The 23,584-nt window shown below is 66.3% G+C and carries 21 protein-coding genes and 1 pseudogene; 12 read left to right on the top strand and 10 right to left on the bottom strand.

Annotated features, from left to right (window positions below):
• The first annotated feature begins 53 nt into the window (after window positions 1-53).
• From AB0L63_RS01720 to AB0L63_RS01710, 3 genes are all read left to right on the top strand, one after another.
• Window positions 54-353: a hypothetical protein gene (locus AB0L63_RS01720; RefSeq protein ID WP_364493164.1), complete on the top strand. Its 300-nt coding sequence runs from the start codon at window positions 54-56 to the stop codon at window positions 351-353.
• Window positions 353-745 (top strand): type II toxin-antitoxin system VapC family toxin, encoded by a 393-nt coding sequence (locus AB0L63_RS01715; RefSeq protein ID WP_364493162.1) that lies wholly within the window; start codon window positions 353-355, stop codon window positions 743-745. The genes AB0L63_RS01720 and AB0L63_RS01715 overlap by 1 nt, the downstream gene beginning before the upstream one ends.
• Before the next feature lie 237 nt (window positions 746-982).
• Window positions 983-1,402 carry a DoxX family protein gene (locus tag AB0L63_RS01710; RefSeq protein ID WP_364493160.1) on the top strand — a complete coding sequence of 140 codons (420 nt, stop codon included), beginning with the start codon at window positions 983-985 and terminating at the stop codon, window positions 1,400-1,402.
• Window positions 1,403-1,547: 145 nt separating this feature from the next.
• Here the strand turns inward: AB0L63_RS01710 and glpX are convergent, their stop codons facing one another.
• A complete protein-coding gene (gene glpX / locus AB0L63_RS01705; protein WP_364493158.1) occupies window positions 1,548-2,591 on the bottom strand; it encodes a class II fructose-bisphosphatase in 1,044 nt (347 codons plus the stop codon).
• A 168-nt stretch (window positions 2,592-2,759) separates the two neighbouring features.
• Here glpX and AB0L63_RS01700 point away from each other — a divergent pair, with 168 nt between their 5' ends.
• Window positions 2,760-3,326 (top strand): DUF4245 domain-containing protein, encoded by a 567-nt coding sequence (locus AB0L63_RS01700; protein WP_364493156.1) that lies wholly within the window; start codon window positions 2,760-2,762, stop codon window positions 3,324-3,326.
• A gap of 33 nt (window positions 3,327-3,359) precedes the next feature.
• On the opposite strand, the gene AB0L63_RS01695 is transcribed toward AB0L63_RS01700, so the two are convergent.
• The 4 genes from AB0L63_RS01695 to AB0L63_RS01680 all read right to left on the bottom strand — a co-directional run bounded on the left by AB0L63_RS01695 (window position 3,360) and on the right by AB0L63_RS01680 (window position 5,882).
• Entirely contained in the window at window positions 3,360-3,704 is a 345-nt protein-coding gene (locus AB0L63_RS01695; RefSeq protein WP_364493154.1) for a VOC family protein, read from the bottom strand.
• On the bottom strand, window positions 3,701-3,943 hold the full coding sequence (locus tag AB0L63_RS01690) for an exodeoxyribonuclease VII small subunit (RefSeq protein ID WP_364493152.1): 243 nt from the start codon (window positions 3,941-3,943) through the stop codon (window positions 3,701-3,703). Before AB0L63_RS01690 ends, AB0L63_RS01695 begins: the two co-directional genes overlap by 4 nt.
• 2 nt (window positions 3,944-3,945) lie before the next feature.
• A complete protein-coding gene (gene xseA, locus AB0L63_RS01685) occupies window positions 3,946-5,163 on the bottom strand; it encodes an exodeoxyribonuclease VII large subunit (protein WP_364493150.1) in 1,218 nt (405 codons plus the stop codon).
• A gap of 92 nt (window positions 5,164-5,255) precedes the next feature.
• Window positions 5,256-5,882, bottom strand: coding sequence for a lipid droplet-associated protein (locus AB0L63_RS01680; RefSeq protein WP_364493148.1), 627 nt, complete (start codon window positions 5,880-5,882; stop codon window positions 5,256-5,258).
• Between the two features lie 241 nt (window positions 5,883-6,123).
• Between AB0L63_RS01680 and AB0L63_RS01675 the strand changes: the two genes are divergently transcribed.
• Complete coding sequence (locus tag AB0L63_RS01675; protein WP_364493146.1) at window positions 6,124-7,134, top strand: 4-hydroxy-3-methylbut-2-enyl diphosphate reductase; 1,011 nt, start codon at window positions 6,124-6,126, stop codon at window positions 7,132-7,134.
• 111 nt (window positions 7,135-7,245) lie between these two features.
• Here AB0L63_RS01675 and AB0L63_RS01670 read toward each other — a convergent pair whose 3' ends face one another.
• Both AB0L63_RS01670 and AB0L63_RS01665 read right to left on the bottom strand, forming a co-directional pair.
• Window positions 7,246-8,178, bottom strand: a complete 933-nt coding sequence (locus tag AB0L63_RS01670; RefSeq protein ID WP_364493144.1) for a DUF6542 domain-containing protein — start codon at window positions 8,176-8,178, stop codon at window positions 7,246-7,248.
• Between the two features lie 57 nt (window positions 8,179-8,235).
• Window positions 8,236-9,393: a DNA recombination protein RmuC gene (locus tag AB0L63_RS01665; protein ID WP_364493142.1), complete on the bottom strand. Its 1,158-nt coding sequence runs from the start codon at window positions 9,391-9,393 to the stop codon at window positions 8,236-8,238.
• Window positions 9,394-9,953: 560 nt separating this feature from the next.
• Here AB0L63_RS01665 and AB0L63_RS01660 point away from each other — a divergent pair.
• The 4 genes from AB0L63_RS01660 to AB0L63_RS01645 all read left to right on the top strand — a co-directional run bounded on the left by AB0L63_RS01660 (window position 9,954) and on the right by AB0L63_RS01645 (window position 17,299).
• Complete coding sequence (locus AB0L63_RS01660; protein ID WP_364493140.1) at window positions 9,954-11,135, top strand: exonuclease SbcCD subunit D; 1,182 nt, start codon at window positions 9,954-9,956, stop codon at window positions 11,133-11,135.
• Between the two features lie 238 nt (window positions 11,136-11,373).
• A complete protein-coding gene (locus AB0L63_RS01655; protein ID WP_364493138.1) occupies window positions 11,374-14,622 on the top strand; it encodes an AAA family ATPase in 3,249 nt (1,082 codons plus the stop codon).
• Window positions 14,623-15,155: 533 nt separating this feature from the next.
• Window positions 15,156-16,784 (top strand): Ada metal-binding domain-containing protein, encoded by a 1,629-nt coding sequence (locus AB0L63_RS01650; protein WP_364493136.1) that lies wholly within the window; start codon window positions 15,156-15,158, stop codon window positions 16,782-16,784.
• On the top strand, window positions 16,781-17,299 hold the full coding sequence (locus AB0L63_RS01645; protein ID WP_364493134.1) for a methylated-DNA--[protein]-cysteine S-methyltransferase: 519 nt from the start codon (window positions 16,781-16,783) through the stop codon (window positions 17,297-17,299). Before AB0L63_RS01650 ends, AB0L63_RS01645 begins: the two co-directional genes overlap by 4 nt.
• Before the next feature lie 22 nt (window positions 17,300-17,321).
• On the opposite strand, the gene AB0L63_RS01640 is transcribed toward AB0L63_RS01645, so the two are convergent.
• Both AB0L63_RS01640 and AB0L63_RS01635 read right to left on the bottom strand, forming a co-directional pair.
• Complete coding sequence (locus AB0L63_RS01640) at window positions 17,322-17,519, bottom strand: YbdD/YjiX family protein (RefSeq protein ID WP_364493132.1); 198 nt, start codon at window positions 17,517-17,519, stop codon at window positions 17,322-17,324.
• Between the two features lie 62 nt (window positions 17,520-17,581).
• On the bottom strand, window positions 17,582-19,891 hold the full coding sequence (locus tag AB0L63_RS01635) for a carbon starvation CstA family protein (RefSeq protein ID WP_364493130.1): 2,310 nt from the start codon (window positions 19,889-19,891) through the stop codon (window positions 17,582-17,584).
• Between the two features lie 196 nt (window positions 19,892-20,087).
• On the opposite strand from AB0L63_RS01635, the gene AB0L63_RS01630 reads away from it, so the two are divergent.
• From AB0L63_RS01630 to AB0L63_RS01620, 3 genes are read left to right on the top strand one after another with little or no spacing between them, the layout of a single operon-like run.
• Window positions 20,088-21,380: a sugar ABC transporter substrate-binding protein gene (locus tag AB0L63_RS01630; protein WP_364493128.1), complete on the top strand. Its 1,293-nt coding sequence runs from the start codon at window positions 20,088-20,090 to the stop codon at window positions 21,378-21,380.
• Entirely contained in the window at window positions 21,377-22,309 is a 933-nt protein-coding gene (locus AB0L63_RS01625; protein WP_364493126.1) for a sugar ABC transporter permease, read from the top strand. Before AB0L63_RS01630 ends, AB0L63_RS01625 begins: the two co-directional genes overlap by 4 nt.
• A gap of 59 nt (window positions 22,310-22,368) precedes the next feature.
• A complete protein-coding gene (locus tag AB0L63_RS01620; protein ID WP_364493972.1) occupies window positions 22,369-23,214 on the top strand; it encodes a carbohydrate ABC transporter permease in 846 nt (281 codons plus the stop codon).
• A 37-nt stretch (window positions 23,215-23,251) separates the two neighbouring features.
• Here AB0L63_RS01620 and AB0L63_RS01615 read toward each other — a convergent pair.
• Window positions 23,252-23,521: pseudogene (locus AB0L63_RS01615) on the bottom strand (VOC family protein); the annotation flags it as partial.
• Between the last annotated feature and the right edge of the window lie 63 nt (window positions 23,522-23,584).

Here is a 23,584-nt window from a genome sequence, read left to right as displayed (position 1 = left end):
GCGGTCGACGCCGGCTCTGTCCTTGTGGCACATATTTGTGACACGCTTCAGGCATGACTGCCATCCCCATCCGTGAGCTCTCGCACCACACGGCCCGATGCCTGGCGTTGGTCAAGGCGGGCGAAACGGTCGACATCACCGAGCGCGGCCGGATCATCGGCCGCATCGTACCGGTGGATCCTGAGCGAGATATCCGGGCGCGGATGATCACCGAGGGAAGGATGCGCCCGGCGAGCAGGGGGCGCGCGGACCTACTCGCCGAGGTTCGCCGCCGGCTGAGCGCGGAACCGGTCGATAACGAAGGCCGCGCAAGTGCGGCTGTGCAGGCGCTGCGCGACGATGAGCGCTACTGATGCTGTACCTCCACACCAGTGCGCTGGTGAAACTGGTGCACCTGGAAGCCGAGTCCGAAGCGCTGGTGCGCTGGCTGGATGAGCACCCGGATACGCCTTGGGTTGCCTCCGTCCTGGTTGAGGTCGAGTTGGTCCGTGCGGTGCGTGTCGCCGAGCCTGCTGACCTGATCCACGTGCCCGCGGTCCTCGCGCGCGTGGACAGACTGGAAATGGATGGGATCGTGCGCGCGAATGCGGCAGCGATATCGCCCGCGACGGTACGGGGCCTCGACTCGATCCATCTGGCCACGGCGCTGGAACTTGCGGCCGATCTGACCGCGCTGGTGGCGTATGACAAACGACTCGGCGAAGCGGCGGAGGCCGCGGGGCTGGAATGGGCGGCGCCCTCATGATCGCCGGACTGGTCGATTGGAAGTGGCGATAGCATCGGCGAACGGCCGATTATCAGCTCCTGGAGGCGATTTCGCTGGTTATTCGGCTTGTGCCCGGCGTGGGCGGGGCGGGTGGTGAGCAGCGATCAAGATCAGGTTGAATCTATCGGCATCGCCCGAGTAGCCCTCCATCAGTTCCACCTGATCTTGATCAATGATCGGTGGCATGTCCGGCTCCCGCGATTCGTCAGTATTGATATGAGTGTCTTCACGTCGATGCCGGTGAGGCACTACCGGGGCGTTGCCTATTGGGTGGTGACCGTGCTGGTAGCGGCGGAGCTGGGGGTTGGCGGCATCTGGGATATCGTGCGCATCCCGTATGTCCGCGACCTTGTCGTAAATCTGGGCTATCCCACGTATTTCCTTGTGTTGCTGGGTGTTTGGAAGATTCTGGCCGCGGTGACACTGCTTGCCCCGCGAACCGGCCTCGGCAAAGAATGGGCGTATGCGGGTGCGTTCTTCGTGTACACCGGAGCCATCGTGTCGCACGTGACTACTGGTTACGAGCGAGGCGAGGTGACTGTGCTGCTCGGGTTGACCGCGTTGACGATCGCCTCCTGGGCGCTGCGACCTCCGGACCGCCGCTTGGCCCGCCTACTCGTTCACGGCCGTTCGTAGAATCCATCGATTCGCCCACAGGCAACTGCCTTTGCGGCGGAGGAGACGTCGCGGGGTCGGGGATTTCGTTGGTTACCGGTGTCGGCGCGCCCGGAAGAAGATCGAGCCCGATCCGAAGCGGACCGGGCTCGACGCATTCGAGAAATCAGGGCAGCGGCGGCACCGCATCCTCATCGCCGATGAAATCGACCGAGGAGTATTCATGGAGCTTGGTGAGGCGGTGATAGGCGTCGATCATCCGGACCGTGCCGGATTTGGAGCGCATGACGATGGATTGGGTGGAGGCGCCGCCGGGGAAGTAGCGGACGCCGCGCAGCAGGTCACCGTCGGTTACGCCGGTCGCGCTGAAGAAGACGTTGTCGCCGGCGACAAGGTCTTCGGTGGTGAGGACACGGCTCAGGTCGTGGCCCGCGTCGATGGCCTTCTGACGCTCGTCGTCGTCCTTGGGGGCGAGCATCGCCTGCAGTTCGCCGCCCATACAGCGCATGGCGGCGGCGGCGATGATGCCCTCGGGGGTGCCGCCGATGCCGACCAGGATGTCGGTGCCGGAGTCGGGACGGGCGCAGGCGATGGCGCCCGCGACATCGCCGTCGGAGATCAGGCGGATTCGGGCGCCTGAGTTGCGGACCTGCTGGATCAGCTCGGCGTGGCGCGGCCGGTCCAGGATGCAGACGGTGAGATCGGACTTCGACAGGCTCTTGGCCTTGGCCACCCGGCTGATGTTCTCGCCGATCGGGGCGGAGATATCGATCACACCCGCTGCATCGGGACCGACCGCGATCTTGTGCATATAGAACACCGCGGACGGGTCGAACATCGCGCCGCGCTCGGCGACCGCGAGCACCGCGATGGCACCCGGCGAACCCTTCGACATCAAGGTGGTGCCGTCGATCGGGTCGACCGCGAAGTCCACCTCGGGACCGGTGCCGTCGCCGACCAGCTCACCGTTGTAGAGCATGGGCGCTTCGTCTTTCTCGCCCTCACCGATGACCACGATGCCACGCATGGAAACGGAGCTGACCAGCTGCCGCATGGCGTCGACGGCCGCACCGTCGCCACCTTCCTTATCACCGCGGCCGACCCAGCGGCCCGCGGCCATCGCACCGGCCTCGGTCACCCGGACCAGTTCGAGCGCGAGGTTGCGGTCCGGCGCCTCGCGGCGGCTGGGTGCGGGCGAAGATGCCGTCATTACGGTGTGCCTCCTACGGTCGTTGCTATCGCTGATTCTCGCAGAAGCGCGACCGTTCTCGATCAGGTACTACCCGTAGTGATTGCTTGCAGGTCGCTCGAAAGGTGGGCTCCAGATCTCGGACCACCTCTACGGGAGCGGACCCGAACGGGCGTGGATACTGGGAGCGTGTCGTACCAAAAACCACGCATTCTGCACGACTACCGGGATCTGTTCTGGTCACTGATCCCGTTGGTGCTGATCGCCGTGGTCTTCGCGGGGCTCGCCAGCCAGTGCAGCTTCGCCGCGAAGGGGCCGACCCAGGGCCATATTCCGAACTTCGACGTGACGGCCGCGCTCGCCAACGACGCGAAGACCATGCCCTTCCCGATTCGCAATCCGAGCCTGCCCGAACACTGGACGCCGAACTCCGGTAGTCGCGACACGATCACCACCACCGGCGGCGGCCCGGTCAGCACTGTCGGTTACATCACACCGCAGGGCACCTACATGCGAATGAGCCAGAGCAACGCGACCGAGGAAGCACTGTCGCGCTTCGTACTCGGCTCCCGCTACGGCACCGGCACCGAGCAGGTCGGCGACCAAAAGTGGGTCGTCTACGCCGAACAAGGCTCCGAAACGGCCTGGATCGCCGACCTCGGCCAGTCCCGAGTGCTCATCACCGGCGCGGGCAACCACGCCGCCTTCACCACGTTGGCTGCGGCTATGGACGCAGCTCAGCCGCTACATCGCTAGCGCCTCGTCCAGCCCGGGTCAGCCGTGTTCAGGTCAGTGGTGGCTGACCACGTTGACGATAGTGCCGCTGGGATCGCGGACGAAGAATCGGCGCACGCCCCATTGCTCGTTGCGGAGCGGGTAGATGATGTCCGCATTCGCGGCGACCAACTCGGCGTACACGGCGTCCACATCGTCGACCTCAACGCTGATATCCGGTTGTGGCTGCTCGGCTTCCGGGCCGACCAGTAGGACCTGCGCGGTCGGGTTGGTCGGCGATGCCATCGTCACCACCCAGCCGAGGTCCATGGCCTCTTCGAAGCCGAGTCGCCGATAGAACTCGCGGCTGGCCGCCATGTCCTCGGTACGTATGTCCGGGGTGGCGCGGCGGATGGTCATTCGTCGGATTCGAGGTCGGTGCGGGAGAGGGCGTTCTCGACTCGTTGACGTGCACCTGCCAGATGCTCCTCGCAGCGGGTGGCCAGTGCTTCGCCGCGTTCCCACAGCGCCAGGGATTCGTCCAGGTCGAGGCCGCCCTGTTCGAGCATTTTGATGACGTTGACCAGTTCGTCGCGGGCACGTTCGTAGCCGAAGGTGGAGATCTCGGCCAGTTCGTCGTCCTTGGTGGGGTCGGCCAAGGTCAGTTCCTCCCTGTATCGGTTCTGCCCAACTCTTGGGTGCCCAGCGCGGCGGCGCTGATGGCACCGTCGGCGACCCGGATCCGCAGCTGACTGCCTGCGGGCGCGTCCTCGATCGAGCGGACCACACGCCGCTCCTTACCGCTGACGCGCTGCACGACAGCGTAGCCACGGGCCAGCGTCGCGGCCGGACCCACCGCGGTGAGTTTTTCGCGCAGGTGGCGGGTTGCGGTGGTTTCGGTGCTGATCAGATGTTCTGCGGTGCGGCGGGCGGCGGTACGCAGGCGTTCGATCTCGTCGGAGCGACGGTCGAGCTCGTGCAGCGGGTTGGCGAGCACCGGTCGGGAACGGAGCTGGGCCAATGCCCTGGTCTCGCGGTCGACCCAGCCGCGCAATGCGGCGGCGGCACGAGCGCGCATATCGTGGACCCCGGCCAGTTCGGCGGCCGCGTCGGGCACGATCCGCTTGGCGGCATCAGTGGGGGTGGCGGCGCGCAGATCGGCGACAAGATCGCACAGCGGGGTATCGGGTTCGTGCCCGATCGCGCTGACGATCGGCGTGGTGGCCGCAACGATCGCGCGGCACAGCGTCTCATCGGAAAACGGCAGCAGATCCTCGACGCTGCCGCCGCCGCGGGCGAGCACGATGACCTCGACGGCCGGATCGCGGTCGAGTCCGGCCAGTGCCTGCACTATCTGCGGTACCGCGGTCGGGCCCTGCACCGCGGTATTGCGAATTTCGAAACGCACTGCGGGCCAACGGTTTCGGGCCACGGTCAGCACGTCGCGCTCGGCGGCGCTTGCACGGCCGGTGATCAGGCCGATTGTCTTGGGCAGGAACGGGATCGGCCGCTTCAGCTCGGAATCGAATAGTCCCTCCGCGGCGAGCAGTGCCTTCAACCGTTCGATGCGGGCCAGCAGTTCACCGATACCGACCGGGCGAATCTCTATGGCGCGCAACGAAATCGTGCCGCGACCGGTGAAGTACGCGAGTTTGCCGTACACCACTACCCGGCTGCCCTCCTGCAGTGGGATGGCGGAGTGGCGGATGAGATCCGGATGACAGGTCACCGACAGCGACATATCGGCGGCGGTATCACGCAGCACCAGGAATGCGGTGCTGGTGCTGGGACGCAGATTGATCTGGGTGATCTGGCCCTCCACCCAGATGCTGCCCAGCCGATCGATCCACTGCGCGACCTTGATGGCCACCGAACGCACCGGCCACGGGTGATCGGCGGAGTTGGCGGGAGCCGCTCGGTCTGGTCGGCCGGCGGATTCCCGGCCAACCGTCGGCGACGTTGGGGGTTCGTTCACTGAGCCCGCACGGTGGCGATCCGGTTCGTCAGCATGGTCACGAACGGCGCCCTGGCGCGCGTCTGCTGTTCGTAATCGAGCAGGGCGTCCAGGTCCTCGACGGTCAGCATGCGCAGGCGGGCGCGCAGCTGGGCCAGGGTCATATTGGCGTAGTCGTAGCGGGTGGCCACCTCGGGCTCGATGATCTCGGGCTGAGGTTCGGGTTCGGCATCCGGTGCCGCGGCGACCTCGGTCTCCGGCACGGCGATGGTCTGTACCGACGTAGCGTGACCATTGCTCTCACCTGCGCGGGCGGCATCGGCGACGAAGTCGGTCGGTTCGTCGTCGGCGTACAGGTCGAAACGGCTGGTGCGGGCGGGGGCCGTGAACTCCGGCTCGCTGTCCTCATCGAAGGTGGCCCAGTCGGGCTGTTCGACGGGGGTGTTCGTGAGACGCTCGAATACGCCATCGCCTTTGAGTGCGAGGCTGGTGACGAACTGCTGGACGTGCATGGTGGTCTGCAGCATCTGGCTGATCGCGGTGATCGGGAAATTCATTGCGGCAGTTGGTAGCCGACGGGTTTCTTCGATGGCGTATACGGCGGCGCCGGCGGCGACCCGAGCCAGGAATGGTGGTCGGAACATGCTCCTAGCCTGCCCGATACGGGATGTTATGCAAAGCACTGGTGTCACAGACACGGAATCTACTTTGGCGCACGCGGGGCCCTCCGTGGTTACACGGGCTGCCTCTTCCTGGTCTGAACCATACGCGCCGGGTTCTGCATGATTAGACCGCATTTTCGCCCGGTGCGGTGTGTCGAGAACAACTCGGCCGAGGCGGTGACCGGCCGCCCGGCATTCCTCGGCCGCACGTAAGCTGAGGGACATGTCTTCGGCCATCTCCTTGAACGTCGGAATCGCCCGCTCGCCCGGTTCCGGATCCGCCGATGCCGACGGTGGTAAACGCGTGCTGCTAGCCGAGCCGCGCGGTTACTGCGCGGGTGTGGACCGCGCGGTCGAGACGGTGGAGAAGGCGCTGGAGAAGCACGGTGCGCCGATCTACGTGCGCAAGGAGATCGTGCACAACCGCCACGTGGTGGAGACGCTGCGGGAGCGGGGCGTGATCTTCGTCGACGAGACCGACGAGGTGCCCGAGGGTGCGTTGGTCGTGTTCTCCGCGCATGGTGTCGCACCCGCGGTGCACGAGTCGGCGGCGGCACGCAATCTGCGCACAATCGATGCGACCTGCCCGCTGGTGACCAAGGTGCATCAGGAGGCCAAGCGCTTCGCCCGCGACGACTACGACATTCTGCTGATCGGTCATGAGGGGCATGAGGAGGTCGAGGGCACCGCGGGAGAAGCGCCCGAACATGTGCAGCTCGTCGACGGTCCGGATGCGGTCGACCGGGTCACCGTGCGCGACGAGTCCAAGGTGATCTGGCTCTCCCAAACCACGCTCAGCGTCGACGAGACCATGGAGACGGTGCAGCGGCTGCGGCAGCGGTTCCCGGCACTGCAGGATCCGCCGAGCGATGACATCTGCTACGCCACCCAGAACCGTCAGGTAGCAGTCAAGGCGATGGCGCCGGAATGCGATCTGGTTATCGTGGTCGGCTCACGCAATTCCTCGAATTCGGTGCGACTGGTCGAGGTTGCGCGCGGCGCGGGCGCGAAAGCCGCTTACCTGGTGGACTACGCCCGCGAGGTCGATTCGGCATGGCTGGCGGGTGTGCGCACGGTCGGCATCACCTCCGGTGCGTCCGTGCCCGACATCCTGGTGCGCGGCGTCCTGGATATGTTGGCGGAGCACGGATTCGGCGAAGTGCAGCCGGTCACGACGGCCAACGAGACATTGGTATTCGCACTGCCTCGGGAGTTGCGCACGTCACGTCGCTGAACTGAACCATGGATTCTCAGCACGTGAGGTGAATTGCGCCAACGGCTTTCGAGGCTGCGCGCATGGGACATGGTGCTGTGTGACGGCCGCCTCGGGTGCAGCGCTGTCCCGCTAGAGGTTTTCTGGGCGTCGTCGCTCGGTGCGGCTCGAATCCCGTTCGCGGTAGCGGACATTGGGCTGCGGGTGCGGTGGTGGGACGTCACCGCGGCGCCTGGCCGCGGCGGCGCGGCTGGAATCACCCTCGGCCCGAGGGGTTGCCGCGGCGGGGCGTCCGGTTCGGCTCGGTTCGCTCTCACCGCGGGCCGCTGCCGTGGCGGTGCGGGTGCTCGATCGGCGCTCGCGGCTCGGGCGTTCGTCACCCCGGGCGCCCCTTGCGGCGCCGCCGACGCGCGGCGGAGTGTCGGCTACTTCCGAACTCCCACGACGGCTCGGGCGCGGCAGATACTCGGTTTCGGGGTCGGCGGAATCGGCCTGGGGGCGGCGGGTGCGGCGGCGCGCGGCCTCGGCGAGCGAGCCGCTGTCGCGCCCCGACCTGGTGCGTTTGGGTGCGTTGCTGCGGCCCCAACTGGTGCCGCGACGGGGTTCGTCGGCGCGCCCCGCGGCCTCCTCACGCCGGTGCAGCGCGATCCGCGCGGCACCGATCGCCAGCACGAGCACGGTGGCCAGCGCCATGATCGGGAACCGATTCACCAGCGGGATCGCCAGATTCAGCAGGATGTCCTTGAGACCGGTCGAGGCGTGACCGGTGAGCTGCTGATAAGCCAGCGGCACTGCGACGAACAGCAATAGCGGTGGCAGCACCATCGTGGTGAAGATTCCGCGATAGCGGACGGCGAGCACCGCCGCGACGCAGCCGAGGACGTATAACGTGTTGAACGTCCCGGTCAGTTCGTCGTTCTCGCCGCGGGCATCGATCAGGAACCCCAGAAACGTGCACGCCACCGCGATCAGAACAGCCGCCCCGGCCGGAATACCCGGCACCGAGGGCAGGATCGAACGATGCGGCGCGGGCACCCGGGTTCGCACACGTTGGGAAGCAGCCACACCATGACACTAACCGCCGCCGCGTTCGGCGGTGTTACGGCACGGCGATCGCGGCGGCTAATCGTCGGACTCAGCGAAGCCGACCGCCCGCGGCAATGAATCCACGCGATGGATTGCCGGCACCTCCTGTTCGGCTATTTCCAGGTCGTGGAGTTTGCGTGCGGTAACCATTACCCGTGACTCCACCGAGGCGACGGTGTAGTTGAAAGCGTCCACCGCCTTGCCGAGTTGCGCGCCGAGGCGGTCCAGATGTCGACCGGTCATGCCGAGCCGGTTGTAGAGCTCACGACCCAATTGCTGAACGGTCGCCATATCGCGGGACAGCGCCTCCTGCCGCCAACCGAAGGCGACCGTGCGCAGCAACGCGATCAGAGTCGTCGGGGTAGCGAGGATCACGTTGCGGCCGAAGGCGTATTCGAGCAAGCCGGAATCGGTGGTCAGTGCGGCATCGAGGAACGGATCGCCCGGTACGAACAGCACCACGAACTCCGGCGCCGGATCGAAGGCCAGCCAATACGCCTTATCGGCCAGCTGATCGATATGGGCACGCAGATGTTTGGCATGGCGGCCGAGCAGTTCGGCGCGCTCGTGGGGGTCGTCGGTCATGGTGGCATCGAGATAGGCGGTGAACGGCACCTTGGCGTCCACCACGAGCTGCCTGCCGCCCGCCAGCTTGACCACGAGGTCCGGCCGCACCGTGCCGGTGCGTTCGGTCGTGCCGTCGCTGCGCGCGGCCCGGCTCACCTGGGTATCGAAATCGCAGTGACGGGTCATGCCCGCCAGCTCCACCACCCGCTCCAATTGGATCTCGCCCCAGCGCCCACGCACCTGCGGCGCGCGCAGCGCCGCGACGAGCTGACTGGTCTGGCTGGTGAGCTGATGTGACGTGCGCTGCATGCCCGCGACCTGTTCGCGCAGACTCGAATAGGCGTTGATGCGGTGATGTTCGACCTGCTGGATGTGCTGGTTCAGCGCGCCGACGGCCTCGCGCAGCGGATCGACCATGGCACCGATGGCATGCGAATGTCGCCGTGCCGCATCCTCATTCGCGGCGGTGAGCGACTGCCGCAGTAGCCGCTCGTTATCGGTGGCGGCGGCCAATCTAGCCTCCGCGGCCGTCGCGCGCTGCCCGGCGCGCGCGGCATGCCCGAGCCAGCCGAGCCCTACCCCGGCGGCGAACACCAGCATCAGTGCGACGAGCATCGGTGCGGTCATAGCGCAGATAGTGCCGCATGGCACCGACAAGTTGGAACCCGTGAGCTATCGATCAGCAGCGCGTCGACAAATACCTGGGAGCCGCGGATTCATACCGGACAGCTGATCGCACGGCCGCGCGCAGCAAACAGGGCGGTCGGATCGCGCGTTCTGCACCGGCGACCACGACGGAACGAGTTTACGAGTGACCCGTTCGCGCCCGTCTCGCGTACGAGCCGTCGAAGCGCATGCGCCCCAGGCGCTGGTCTCGACGCGCGTACCAGGCGCCGAACGATCCGCCATCACCGACCATCACGGAGCGAGTCTTACCTGCGACCCCGTTCGTGCCAGTCTCGCGTCCGAGTTGATGAAGCACATGCGCCGCAGGCACCGAACTCGACCGCCCGGCACGTGCACATCCGGTGCCGAACGCCCCGCCATTCGCGACCACAACGGAGCGAGTCTCGACGACTCGGACGCGAGACAGCAAGGGGCCGCGAACACGCAGCGCCGCAGGCGCTGCAAATCAAATACAGCCACATTGTTGAGTGTGTCGGTGCGATCGCCTACGGTTGCGCGGCATGCGGATGCTGCACACCTCGGACTGGCACATCGGGCGTACATTCCATGGCGTCGATCTGCTCACCGATCAGGCCGCCGCGCTCGCGGCCATTGCCGAATTGGTGGCAGCGGAATCCGTTGACGTCGTCGTACTGCCGGGCGATGTATACGACCGATCCATCCCGAGCGCCGACGCGATCGCGGTGTGTATCGAGGGATTCGAGGCCATCCGCGCGGCCGGGGCGCAGATCATCGCGACGTCCGGCAATCACGATTCACCGACACGGCTCGGCGCCGGGGCGAGTTTCGCGGCGGCGGGCGGGCTGCATCTGCGCACGACGGTCGCCGCCGCCGATCGACCGGTGCTGATGTCCGACGAGCACGGTGCGATCGCGTGCTACGGCATCCCGTATTTGGAGCCGGAGATCACTCGCGCCGAACTCGGTGTGCCGCAAGCACGTTCGCATGCGGAGATCCTGGATGCGGCGATGAGCCGGATTCGAGCCGATATCGCCGAGCGCCCCGGCACTCGTACGGTAGTGCTCGCCCACGCCTTCGTGGTCGGTGGCGAGGCGACCGGTTCCGAGCGTTCGATCTCGGTCGGCGGCGTGGAGACCGTGCCGCTGTCGGCATTCGACGGCATCGACTATGTGGCGCTCGGACATCTGCATTCACCACAGACGCTCTCGGCATCGGTGCGCTATTCCGGTTCCCCGCTGCCGTATTCATTCGCCGAAACCTCGCACCGCAAGGCGGTATGGCTGGTAGATCTGGATGCCACCGGCCTGCGCTCGGTGCAACGCCGTGATCTGCCACTCGTGCGCGGCCTGAGCCGTCTCACCGGCACGCTGGACGAATTGCTTACTGCCGCAGCATATTCCGAAGTCGAGCAACACTACGTCTCGGCAACACTGACCGACTACGCCCGCCCCGTCGACGCCATGCGCAAACTGCGCGAACGCTTCCCGCACGCGGTGCACGTGGAATGGTCACGCCCGGAAGGCAACCCGGAACTGCGCTACCGTGAGCGCGTGCACGGCCGCCGCGATACCGAAGTCGCACAGAGCTTCCTCAGCGATGTCCGGGGCGAACCCACCCCGGGTGAAATGGTTTGGCTGGAGCGGGCTCTCGCCGCCGCTGTCGCCGAACCCGACCGGGTGGTGCCCGCCGCGGTCACGCTTGCCGGGGAACTGTCCGCATGAGCGGCGATCGGTCGACAGACAACGTAGTCAAGCAAGCGCCTTGCTTCGGACGATCCGGGCCGGACATTGCCGGTGCGACGGCGTGGCGCGCAGGCTCTCGAGTTGATCGCCTCGCCGGGCCCCTGGAGCCGAACAGCGGCATCGGCCACCATGGCGGGGCCACGCGGGTCGGCACAGCGACGGCGCAATTCGTGACTGGCCGGACGACGCGGCCGATGGTGGTTGCCGGGAGCGTTGCATGAGACTGCACCGGCTGGAGATGACCGCCTTCGGCCCGTTTGCCGAAACCGCGGTCGTCGACTTCGACGCGCTCGGCGCGGATGGGCTGTTCCTGCTACACGGGCAGACCGGGGCCGGAAAGACGACGGTGCTGGATGCGATCGCATTCGCGCTGTACGGCAGTGTGCCGGGCGCACGTGGCGAGAGTAAGCGGCTGCATTCCGACCATGCCGACGAGCAGACACCGCCGCGGGTGGTGTTGGAGGCGACGCTGGGTGGCCGACGAGTGCGGTTGACTCGCTCGCCGGAATTCCAGCGGCCGAGCAAGCGGGCCAAAAGCGGTTGGGTCAAGGAGAATGCCGCCGCGACGCTGGAATGGTTGGACGGACGTGGCGCGAACCTCGCTCGCCTGACCGATATCGGCGACGAGATCGTCCGGCTGCTCGGCATGAGTGCGGACCAGTTCTGCCAAGTCGTGCTGCTGCCCCAGGGTGATTTCGCGCGATTCCTGCGCGCGGAGAACGAGGAACGCGAGAAGCTGCTGGAAAAGCTCTTCGACACCGAGCGTTTCGGTAGTGCCGAGCAGTGGCTGGCGGATAAGCGCAGAGCCTCGGCGGCGGATGTGGACTCGCGCAAGCAGGGCATCGATCGGTTGATCGCGCAGGTCGCGGTGGCGGCGGGGGCGACGGCGGCCGAATCCGTCGGGCCGCTCGAGGCGGTCGGCTGGTCGCAAGATCTGCTCGCCGCCGCGCGTACCGAACTGACCACGACCGCAGCGGAAGCCGAACGGTGCCAACAGGAGTCGGCGCACATCAGGTCCTGCGCCGAGGAACAGCGTCGCCTGCACGAACTGCGCCGCAGGATGGCCGCAGCCCGCGAGCGGCTCGACGCATACGCGGCTACCGCCGACCATCGCGCCGACCTGCAAGCCGAACTCGATTCGGCCCGGCGGGCCGCGCCGGTCGCCGAGGCCATCGATACGGCCCGCACCGCGGTAATGCACGCCAGGCGAATGTCGGACGAAACCCACCGCATCGCAGCTCGATTGGCCGCACTGCTCGCCGAACCCGCTGGCGCGGATGTCACGGGCAATACGCTGATCACGGTCGAGCCTGACTCGGACGGGACGCCGATCGTCGTCGCCGATACGGACGTCGATGCGGCCATTCGACGATGGAGCGCCCAGATCGGCGCGCTCGACGAGGTGCGGGCCGACGCGACCACCGCGACCCGGCTCACCTCCGAACTCGCCACGCTGCGCGAGGAAGACACCGCACTCACCGGCCGGGTGGACAAACTGACTCGAATGCGTCAGCAGCTGCCCGAATCGATCGCGACCATCGAGACCCGGCTGCGCGAAGCCACCGAGGCCGCAGCCGAACTGCCCGCCCTGACCGCCGAATGCGAACGCCTGCAGGCCGCGGCGACGGCGGCGGTCGAACTCGCAGGTCGCAGCACAACTCTCGATCACGCGCGGATCGAGTTGGAGTCGGCCCGCGCTGCACATCTCGATGCCAAGGAACGCGTACTCGACCTGCGCGAGCGCAGGTTGGCCGGCATGGCCGCCGAACTCGCCGGTCAGCTGATCGACGGCGAGCCGTGCACAGTATGCGGTTCCGCCGACCACCCCGCACCGGCGCGCGCCGGAGCCAGCGCGGTATCGAAAGACGCCGAGGATGCGGCGGCCACCGCCGAGCGTGCGGCCGAGGACTCCCGCGACCGCGTGCAGGCCCGAATCACGGATCTGGAACGCGAAATCGATGCGCTCATTGCCCGCGGCGGCGATGCCGATCGCGTGGAACTGGCCGCCGCCCTGCGCGCCGCCACCGGCCGCTACGAAGACGCCACCGAACTCGCCGCCCTCGCCGAGGGCCTCACCGCCGAACTGTCCCGTCTGCGCACCGACGAATCGCGCCTGCACGACGAACTGCGCGAATCCGATACCCGCCGCAGCACCGTCACCACCCGAATCGCCGTCGCCACCACGCGCCTCACCGAACTCACCGACCGCCTGCGTGCCGCGGCGGGCGCCGACGAAACCATCGACCGCCGCCGTGCCCGCCTCGACACCCTGATCGGCGACGCCACCGCCCTCCGTGATGCCCGCAACGACGAGTCGGCCGCGGTCGAGCAGGTCGCCGTGATCACCGATCGAGTCGAAAGCCTCGCGCTGGCAGCGGGTTTCGTCATCGCGCGAGCCGACAACTCCGTCGCGATCGGTCCGGAGACAATGCCGGGTTCGAATGCTTCGCGGGTCACTGATCCTGAGGGCGCAACCAATCGTGATCCGGTCACCGATGGCGGCTTCGCTGCTGGCGCTGGTGCGGTGTCCCGGTCGACCGAGACCGTCGGTTCGACGTCCGCCGAAGCCGGTGCGCAACCACGCGATGATGTGGCTTTGCTGAAGGCATACGCGGGTGTGGTCACCGCCGCCGCACGAACCCCGCAGCGGCACAACGAGATCGAGGCGGAATTGGTTGCGGCCGATCGAGCGCGCGCAGCTGCCGAGGCCGTGTTGGCCGAGCCGGAGATCCAGGCGGCCGCAGCGACCGAACCCGGCGATCTCGCGGCGTTGGAGTCCGCTGTGACCGCTGCGCAGACCCAACTGAACGTAGCCGTCGCCGCCCACGCGGAGGCCACCCGGCGGGTGCACCTCCTGGAGGATTTGGGCGGTCAGCTGTGGGCCGCGGTCGATCGGATCGCACCGGTCCAGCGCGCCCACGAGGAGTTGGCGGCGCTCGCGGAGGTGGTCGCGGGGCGAGGCGAGAACAATCGTCGAATGTCGCTGCGCTCCTATGTCCTTGCCGCGCGGTTGGAAGAGGTGGCATTGGCGGGTTCGGTCCGCCTGCGCCGAATGTCGGGCGGCCGCTACGAATTCGTGCACTCGGACAAGGCGGGCCCGCGCGGGCGTCGCGGCGGCCTCGGCCTCGATATCCGCGACGACTACACCGGCACCGTCCGCCCCGCCAAAACCCTCTCTGGCGGCGAATCCTTCATGGCCGCACTGTCATTGGCCCTCGGCCTCGCCGACACCGTGGCGGCCGAATCCGGCGGCGTTGTACTCGACACCATCTTCATCGATGAGGGTTTCGGCGGACTCGATGCCGATACTCTCGACGCGGTCATGGGGGTGCTCGACGAACTCCGTGCGGGCGGGCGCGTGGTCGGTGTGGTCAGCCACGTCGACGAGATGCGCCAGCGTATTCCGAGCCGCCTGCACGTCATCCGCGGGCGAGCGGGCTCCCAACTCCGCACCACCGTCGCCTGAGCCGACTGAGTACGCGCCGGTCATTGCGTGGCAAGCGTGACCAGTGCGCTGGTCGGACCGGTGGAGGTCCAGCTCACCGCTATGGTCCGATTGCCCTAGCGGCCGAACTCTTGGGCTCGCGGGACCGCCCGCCGCGACTCGGGCACCAGATACCGCCATTTACCGCGGAGTCGATATCCGGGGTGTCGTCGGTGCCCGCATTGTGCAGGTCGAGTGAGCTGCCGAAGTCGATGTCGCGGCGAGGTCCATATCCGTCGCTCGCCAGGCCATACCCTCGCAGCGCAGCGTGAACCGCTCCCACAGTGTGTATCGGTCCGCGATGCGATCGCCGACGCCAACCATGCGCGCCCTCGTTCCTTATCCCGACATTCCGGCCCAAACCTCGCGAACGCAGCATTGTGCTCGTGGTCACATTCCGTTGTGCTGCTCGATAATTCGGATAGTCACGGCTGCTCACCTTTTCGGTTCTCCACACCTGTTATAGGGGGTTTGTGGCTGATTTCCGCTAGCATCCGGTGTGGGTTGCTGCCATTGTGGATTGGGTGACGATCACGGCTTTGGATTTCGAACGCTGCTATCGAGCGGTGTCGACTCGGGACTCCCGATTCGACGGCCAGTTCTTCACCGCGGTGCGAACTACCGGAATCTATTGCCGCCCTTCCTGCCCGGCGATCACGCCGAAACCGTCCAATGTGACCTTCGTGCCGACGGCCGCCGCGGCGCAGCAGGCCGGATACCGGGCCTGCCGCCGCTGTCTGCCCGATGCCGCACCCGGCTCACCGCTGTGGAATACCCGCGCCGATCTGGCCGCGCGGGCCATGCGACTGATCGGCGACGGCGTCATCGAACGCGGCGGCGTGCCCGCGCTGGCCGCCACACTTGGCTATTCGCAGCGTCAGCTGACCCGGGTGCTCACCACCGAATTGGGGGCCGGTCCGCTGGCGCTGGCCAGGGCGCATCGTGCGCACACCGCGCGGCTGCTGATCCAGACCACGAATATGCCGATGTCGGATATCGCCTTCGCGGCCGGATTCGCCAGCATCCGCCAGTTCAACGATACGGTCCGCGAGGTATTCGCGGTTAGTCCGACTACCATGCGCACCGAGGCGCAGCGAATGACCCGCTCGGGAAGCCGTCTCGTGCCCGCCACCAACGGCTCGTTGACGCTGCGGCTGCCGTTCCGGGAGCCGCTGGACCGGGGCTGGCTCGAGTGGTTCCTCTCCTCGCATGTCGTGGCTGGCATGGAACTGTGGGAGGACCGCGCCTACGTCCGCAGCCTGCGCACCCCACACGGACATGCGACGACGCGGCTGAGTTTCCAGCGCGACCATGTGCGCGCCGAACTGTCGCTGCACGATATGCGCGATCTCGCGCCGACCGTCGCACGGCTGCGGCATCTGCTGGACCTGGACGCGGACCCGGTCGGTATCGATGAGGCGCTCGGCGTGGGGCCCGCTGATACCGATGTCGTCGAGACGTCCGGACGCGATCTTCCCGATGTCGGTGCGGCGCCGGCCGAGCACCCCGCCAATGTCGGTGCGGCCATCGGGCGCCGTGCCAGAGCTCACCCGCCGTTCACTCCCGGTATCCGGGTGCCCGGCTCCATCGATGGCCCGGAGTTGTTGTTGCGCACGATGATCGGTCAGCAGATTTCGGTATCCGCCGCCGCCACCCACACCGCGCGGCTGGTCGAGGCGCTCGGCGAGTCGATCGACGGGCCGGTCGCGCGTCTGTTCCCGACACCGGCCGCGATCGCGGAACGCGGAGCCGAGGTATTGACCGGCCCGGCGCGGCGGATCCGCTCGATTATCGGTGCCGCCTCGGCGCTCGCCTCCGGCGATCTGCTGCTGCACCAGGGACGCACCGCCACCGATCTGCGCCGCGACCTGCTGGCTCTGGATGGTGTCGGACCGTGGACCGCCGATTATGTGACCATGCGGCTGCTGGCCGATCCGGATGTTCTGCTCGACACCGATCTCGTTGTCCGCCAAGGCACCACCCTGCTCGGCGTCGATCTCACCGACACCGCGCGCTGGGCGCCGTGGCGTTCGTATCTATCCATGCATCTATGGAAGGCCGCGCTCGCCGGACGCAAGGCCGCACCACCGAAAGCATCCGCGACGAAGTCTGTCGCCGCACCGAAAGCGAAGACCCGATTGTGACCACCGATTTCGCGACATCCGACACTCCGATCGGCCCGTTCACCGCACTTGTCGATGCCGATGGCGCCGTACTGGCCTCCGGTTGGACTGTCGACGCCGAGAACCTGCGGCAGTTGATCCACCCGAGTCTGCGGCCGAGCGAGCTATGCAAACGCGATGATCTCGGGGCGGTGACCCGCGCGATCACCGCCTACCATCGCGGCGAGCTGACCGCGATCGATGCGATCGAGGTGCGTCAGCAATCCGGCGAATTCCTCATGCACGCATGGGAAGTGCTGCGCAAGATTCCCGCCGGCGATCCGGTCACCTACACCGAATACGCCGCCATTTCCGGGCGTCCCGATGCCACCCGCGCCGCCGCCAATGCCTGCGCCCGCAATGCCGCGGCGCTATTCGTGCCGTGCCACCGGGTCCTGCGCATCGGGGGCGGGCTCGGCGGGTTCCGGTGGGGGTTGCCGGTGAAGCGTTGGCTGTTGGATCACGAGCGCGGTGAAGCGCAGTTGACCATCGCATAGTCGCGCGCCGGAACGGGACCGTTCAGCAGCAGCGATTCTGTGGATTGGTATCCGCGTCCGCATGGCGCCGCCGCCAATACTCGCGCTCCGACGGAATCTCGCAACCGGGATGATTGCGGTGCAGATGGTCCACATAGCGTTGGTAATCCTGCCCGCCCAGCACCGCATTGAACCATGAACCCACGGCGCGAACCCTTGCGGCACAGACACTTCCCGCCACTCGCAGACGCCGAATGACGGCCGGTCGAGGCGATCGGTCGTCATTCGGCTGTGCTGCTGCGGTCATCCTGTTGTTTCCACCGTCATGTCCTTGGCATGTGCTGCACCCGGTGCTCGGACCTGTCCGGATGAGATGAGGGCATCCCATTCCTTGCGCACCGCCTTCTCTTCCGCGGTGGCGATGAAGCCGCGCGGTGCGAAGATCTTCGACGGTATGTCCGGCGTTTCGCTGCTCGGTCCGCCGCCCGCGCGCCAGGTGCGGTAGCAGACCACGGCGCCGACCACCGCGACGACCAACACCAGCACCGCGAAGATGATCGACAAGGTGCCCTGGATGAACGTGTTACGCACGATCTTGTCCATATCGTCGACATTCTTGGCCGGTGCCAACAACTTTCCGGCATCGCGGGCAGCACTGTAGTTACTGTGCTGCTTCCAGTAGCCGAGCTTCGGATCGGCGGAGAAGATCTTCTGCCAGGACGCGGTCATGGTCACCGTCAGATCCCAGATCAGCGGCAGCGCGGGAATCCACGCCCACTTCACCAGGCCCTTCTTGATCAGAATGGTCAGTACCACGGTGAGCGCGATCGCGGCAAGCAACTGGTTGGAGATGCCGAACAGCGGGTAGAGCGTGTAGATGCCGCCGAGTGGATCGGTGACACCCATCAGCAGCACCGAACCCCAGGCCGCGACCACAATGGCCGAGCACAGCCACGCGCCGGGCCGCCACGACGGATCCTTGAACTTCTTCGCCGGACCACCCAGATTGCCGAGCGAATCCGAAAGCATGAAGCGCGCGACCCGGGTACCGGCGTCGATGGTGGTGAGGATGAACAGCGCCTCGAACATGATCGCGAAGTGGTACCAAAACGCCTTGAGCCCGGAGCCGCCGAGGAATCCGGACATCACCTGGGACATGCCGACCGCCAGCGTCGGCGCACCACCGGTGCGCGAGATGATGCTGGTCTCGCCGACATCCTTTGCGGTCTGGGTCAACTCACCCGCGGTGATCGGATCGCCGCTCAGACCAAGGGAATTGGTGTAGGCGGCGGCCTTCTCGGCGGTGCCGCCGGTGAGTCCGGCGCCCGCGTTCATGGCGAAGTACAGGTGCTGGTCGATAATGCTGGCGGTGATCATCGCCATGATCGCGACGAACGACTCCATCAGCATGCCGCCGTAGCCGATCATCCGCGCGTGCGACTGCTTCTCCAGCAGTTTGGGCGTGGTACCGGAGGACACCAGGGCGTGGAATCCCGACAGCGCACCACACGCGATGGTGATGAACAGGAACGGGAACAGGCTGCCCGCGAAGGAGGGACCGTTGCTGTTGTGCGCGAACTGCGACACCGCGGGCGCCTTCAGCACCGGCATGGTGAACACGATGCCGAGCGCGAGCAGGCCGATGGTGCCGATCTTCATGAACGTCGACAGGTAATCGCGCGGTGCGAGCAGCAGCCACACCGGCAGTACCGAGGCGATGAAACCGTAGATGATCAGCAGCCAGGCGATGGTGGTGCCGGACAGGGTGAACAGGTCACGGCCCCAACCGGATTCGGAAACCCACCGGCCGGAGATGATGACGAACAGCAGCAGCGCGAAGCCGATAACCGATACCTCGCCGACCCGGCCCGGCCGGACATAACGCAGGTACAGGCCCATGAACAGGGCGATCGGAATGGTCATGCCGATGGAGAACACACCCCACGGGCTGCCGCCGTGCAGCGCGCCATCCGGGCCCTTGACCGCGGCCAATGCCTGCACCACCACGATGCCGAGCACCGCCAGCAGGATCATCATGATCACCAGCACCGCGATGATCGCGGCCACGCCGCCGATCGGCCCGAGCTCGTCGCGGGCCATCTGCCCGAGGCTGCGCCCACGGCGCTTCGACGAGGCCCACAGCACCAGGTAGTCCTGCACCGCGCCCGCGAGGACAACGCCGACAATGATCCAGATGGTGCCGGGCAGATAACCCATCTGCGCGGCCAGCACCGGTCCGACCAGCGGACCGGCACCCGCGATGGCGGCGAAGTGGTGTCCGAAGAGCACCCGCCGGTCCATCGGCATGTAGTCCTTGCCGTTCTCCAATTCCTCGGCGGGCGTGGCCACATCGTCGCGCGGCTTGGTGATCCGGTATTCGATCAGCCTGGCGTAGAACTGGTACGCGGTCACATAGGTACAGATCGCCGCGATCACGATCCAGACGGCGTTGACGTTCTCACCGCGCGAGATGGCGAGGATGGCCCAGGCGATGGCCCCGACGACCGCGATGGCCCCGAATATCGCCTTCTTCCGTGGCGTGATCGGGGAGTGATCGACCACCCCGACGGGCGGCAGATCGGGATCCGTCCGCAAATATTCGATTGTCGCCATCCGATTACTCTCCTGTAAAACGCGCAGGCTTAACACGTGACAACGTATCCGATTGGTGATGTCGATCGGGCTCGTTTCCCGTCGGCTTTGGACAACGTTAAGTTTTGTTCGTGTGTCGGCCATCACCTCGGTGTTGCCGAACGTATGCTGCCATGCGATTCCGCCAAACTCCACACCCGCCTGGAGGAGGGCCTCGTTGCGCAGGCGCACGCTGCTCGGCTCGGTGCTGGCCGCGCCGCTGCTCGCCGGCACCGGCTGCGGGTCCGCTGACGACGCGCTGACTTTCTTCTTTCAGGCCAGGCCGGAGGAGGCGCGGGTCCGGCTGAAGATCATCGACGAGTTCCAGCGGCGGCATCCGGAGATCCGTATTCGCACGATCATGTCCGGGCCGGATCCGCTACAGCAGATGCTTACCTACTGCGCGGGTGGCAAATGTCCCGACGTCATGATGGCGTGGGAGTTGCTTTATGCCGGACTAGCCGAGCGTGGGGTGCTGCTGGATCTGCGCACGCTGCTCGATCGGGAGCCCGAATACGCTGCCGCACTGCGTGCCGACAGCTATCCGGCGCTGTATGACACCTTCACCTACCGCGGTGGGCAGTACGCGCTGCCGGAACAGTGGTCGGGGGTGTTTATCTACTACAACCGGAAATTGTTCGCCGAAGCCGGAGTGACCGCGCCGACCCGGTGGCATGCTGCCTGGTCCTTCGCCGAATTCCTCGATGCCGCACAGGCACTCACGCGGCGCGAGTCATCTGGGCGGACCCGGCAGTGGGGGTTCGCCGACGCCTGGGTGCCGTATCTCTCGGCCGCGTGTTTCGGTATGAACAATGGGGCGCAGTGGTTCTCGCCGCCGGTGAATCCGACCAGGACCGATCTCGGTGATTTTCGGTTCGCCGAGGGGTTCCAGTTCTACGCCGATCTCGCGGTTCGACATCGGGTTGCGCCGAAAGTTGCCGAACAGCAATCGGTTTCGGCACCCGATCTGTTCCGTAGCGGGCGGGCGGCGATGGCGATGGGTGGGCATTGGTTGTATTCCGAGTTCGCCGGACACGATGATCTGCCCATTGATGTCACTGTGTTGCCGGTCGGGCCGCACGGTGGCCCGGGGGCGATTACCGGTGTCGGCAGCACCGGGTTATCGATTGCCGCGGATAGTCCGCGCATCGAAAAGGCTTGGGAATTCGTCAAATTCGCGACCGGACCCGTGGGGCAGGCCATTATCGCGTCCTCCGGATTGTTCGTGCCCGTGCTGGAATCGGCGATGGGCTCGCCGGGCTTCGCGGACGCGCATCGCGAGATAAACAACCTCAAAGTGTTCACGGAGGGGCCGCAGAATTCGCGAGCGCTGCCGGTTACTCCGGTGTGGGGCAAGGTTTCCGCGTTGCTGGAGCGGGGTGGCAACCGGGTACTGCGCGGTGCCGCGACCGCTGAGTCGATAAGCGCGTCCCTGACTGCCGATATCAATACAGTTCTGGAATCCTCATGACGATCTGGTATCGGCAAACCGCGAGTGGTACGCCACACGAGCAGGGGCGACTGGCGCGGCGGCGTGCGCGTGCGGGCTGGGTTTTCGTGACGCCGAATCTGGCCGCCGTGCTGGTGTTCTTACTGTTTCCACTGGGCCTTTCGTTGTATCTGAGTCTGCACTCGTGGGACTTGTTCAGTCCGCCGCGGTTCGTGGGGATGGCGAACTATCGGCGGCTGTTCGCGTCGGATCCGTTATTTCTCATCGCCTTACGCAATACCGCGGTGTTCACGGTGTTGACGCTGGTGCCGACGGTGGTGATCGGATTGGCCGTCGCCGCCGTGCTCAATCGGAAGCTGGCCGGTATCGGCATCTTTCGGACCATTGCCTTCCTGCCGCTGGTCGCCTCGACCGTGGCCATGGCCGTGGTGTGGCGCTTCATCTTCACCACCGATGACGGGCTGCTCAACATCATGCTCGGCTGGGTCGGCATCGATCCGGTTCCGTGGCTGACCGACCCGGATTGGGCGCTGGTCTCGCTGAGCATCGTGACCGTATGGAAGAACGTGCCTTTCGCGACGGCCATCCTGCTGGCCGCGATGCAAGGAGTACCCGAGACGCTGTACGAGGCGGCGCGCATCGATGGGGCAGGGGCGCTGCGGCGGTTCCGGTCGGTGACGCTGCCGTTGATCCGTGGGCCGCTGTCTTTTGTTTTCGTCATCACCATCATCAACTCGGTGCAGGCCTTCGACCAGGCCTATGCGTTGACCGGCGGCAACGGCGGGCCGGAGACCGGGACCTATCTGCTCGGAATCATGTTGTTCCAGAACGCCTTCGGGTTCTACGAGGTCGGCTATGCGGCGGCGCTGGCCTGGGTCATCTTCGCAATGCTGCTGGTGTTGACGCTCTTGCAACTGCGGTTCGCGCGCCGGGCGGAGGTGGAGTTGTGAATACCTACGAGATGGTTCGGCGGTCGCTGCCGGTGCGGATCGGTGTGTGGGCATGCGGTATCGGCCGGGTGGAGCGGGCCATTCTGCGCCGGACGCTGCGTGGCGTGCTGATCTATGTGGCACTCATCGGTATCGCCTGGTGCGCGTTGTTCCCGATTCTGTGGGCATTGTCGGGTTCGTTGAAGCGCGATGGCGAGATCACCGAGCCGACGCTGGTTCCCGCGCATCCGCAGTGGTCCAACTACGGGAAGGTCTTCGACCTGATCCCGCTGGGGCGGATGCTGGTCAACACCGCGTGCTACGCGTTATTTGTCACCGCCGGTCAGGTGTTCTTCTGCTCATTGGCCGGATATGCCTTCGCGCGCTTGCGATTTCGCGGACGCGACGTACTCTTCGTCGGCTACCTCGGCACGCTGATGGTGCCCTTGACGGTTACCGTGATCCCGCAATTCCTGATCATGCGGGCCTTCGGTTGGGTGGACACACCATGGGCGATGATCGTCCCTGGCCTGTTCGGCAGCGCCTTCGGCACCTATCTGATGCGCCAGTTCTTCCGGACGTTGCCCGCCGAACTCGAGGAGGCGGCGATCGTCGACGGGTGTACCACCTGGCAGGTGTTCTGGCGAGTACTGTTGCCGCACACCCGTCCCGCGCTCATGGTGCTCGGGGTGCTCACCTGGATCACCGTCTGGAACGACTTCCTGTGGCCGCTGATCATCATCCAGCGCAACGATATTGCTACCGCCACCTTGGGTTTGGTGCGGTTGCAGGGCCAGTACTACACGCAATGGCCGATTCTCATGGCCGCGGCGATGGTCGTTCTGCTGCCGCTGGTGGTGGTCTACGCGCTCGCGCAGCGGGCGTTCGTCCGTGGTATCGCGGCATCGGGGCTCGGTGGTCGGTGACGGCCGCGCTGCTGGCGGCTGTCGTCTGCCCCGCGAATTACTCGCCCCAGTAGGTGCCGAAGCTCCAGAGATTGCCGTTCGGATCGCGGACGGTGAAGCCGCGCGAACCGTAGTCCTCATCGCGCAGCCCGCGCACCACCTCCGCGCCGGCGGCGACCGCACGGTCGTGCAGGGCATCGGGCTCCTCGCAGACGAGGTAGATCGAATCGGTGCCCGGCCCGCGCTCGCAGAACGGGTTATCGCCCTTACCGATGGAACTGAACATGATTCCGCCGCCGAGCGGCCAGCGCAGCTCACCGTGCTCGATGAACGACGGGTCGTCCGCCCTCGCGTAACGAGGACGGCCCGGAGGCGACTGCCGCCCCGGACG

The sequence above is a fragment of the Nocardia sp. NPDC051990 genome (genome assembly GCF_040680755.1).
Lineage (GTDB): Bacteria > Actinomycetota > Actinomycetes > Mycobacteriales > Mycobacteriaceae > Nocardia.
This window is presented reverse-complemented; position numbering and strand designations above follow the sequence as displayed.

Coding starts and splice junctions, on each gene's coding strand:
- AB0L63_RS01720 (WP_364493164.1), top strand. CDS start 54: ATGACTGCCATCCCCATCCGTGAGCTCTCGCACCACACGGCCCGATGC.
- AB0L63_RS01715 (WP_364493162.1), top strand. CDS start 353: ATGCTGTACCTCCACACCAGTGCGCTGGTGAAACTGGTGCACCTGGAA.
- AB0L63_RS01710 (WP_364493160.1), top strand. CDS start 983: ATGAGTGTCTTCACGTCGATGCCGGTGAGGCACTACCGGGGCGTTGCC.
- glpX (WP_364493158.1), bottom strand. CDS start 2,591: ATGACGGCATCTTCGCCCGCACCCAGCCGCCGCGAGGCGCCGGACCGC.
- AB0L63_RS01695 (WP_364493154.1), bottom strand. CDS start 3,704: ATGACCATCCGCCGCGCCACCCCGGACATACGTACCGAGGACATGGCG.
- AB0L63_RS01680 (WP_364493148.1), bottom strand. CDS start 5,882: ATGTTCCGACCACCATTCCTGGCTCGGGTCGCCGCCGGCGCCGCCGTA.
- AB0L63_RS01675 (WP_364493146.1), top strand. CDS start 6,124: ATGTCTTCGGCCATCTCCTTGAACGTCGGAATCGCCCGCTCGCCCGGT.
- AB0L63_RS01665 (WP_364493142.1), bottom strand. CDS start 9,393: ATGACCGCACCGATGCTCGTCGCACTGATGCTGGTGTTCGCCGCCGGG.
- AB0L63_RS01660 (WP_364493140.1), top strand. CDS start 9,954: ATGCGGATGCTGCACACCTCGGACTGGCACATCGGGCGTACATTCCAT.
- AB0L63_RS01655 (WP_364493138.1), top strand. CDS start 11,374: ATGAGACTGCACCGGCTGGAGATGACCGCCTTCGGCCCGTTTGCCGAA.
- AB0L63_RS01635 (WP_364493130.1), bottom strand. CDS start 19,891: ATGGCGACAATCGAATATTTGCGGACGGATCCCGATCTGCCGCCCGTC.
- AB0L63_RS01625 (WP_364493126.1), top strand. CDS start 21,377: ATGACGATCTGGTATCGGCAAACCGCGAGTGGTACGCCACACGAGCAG.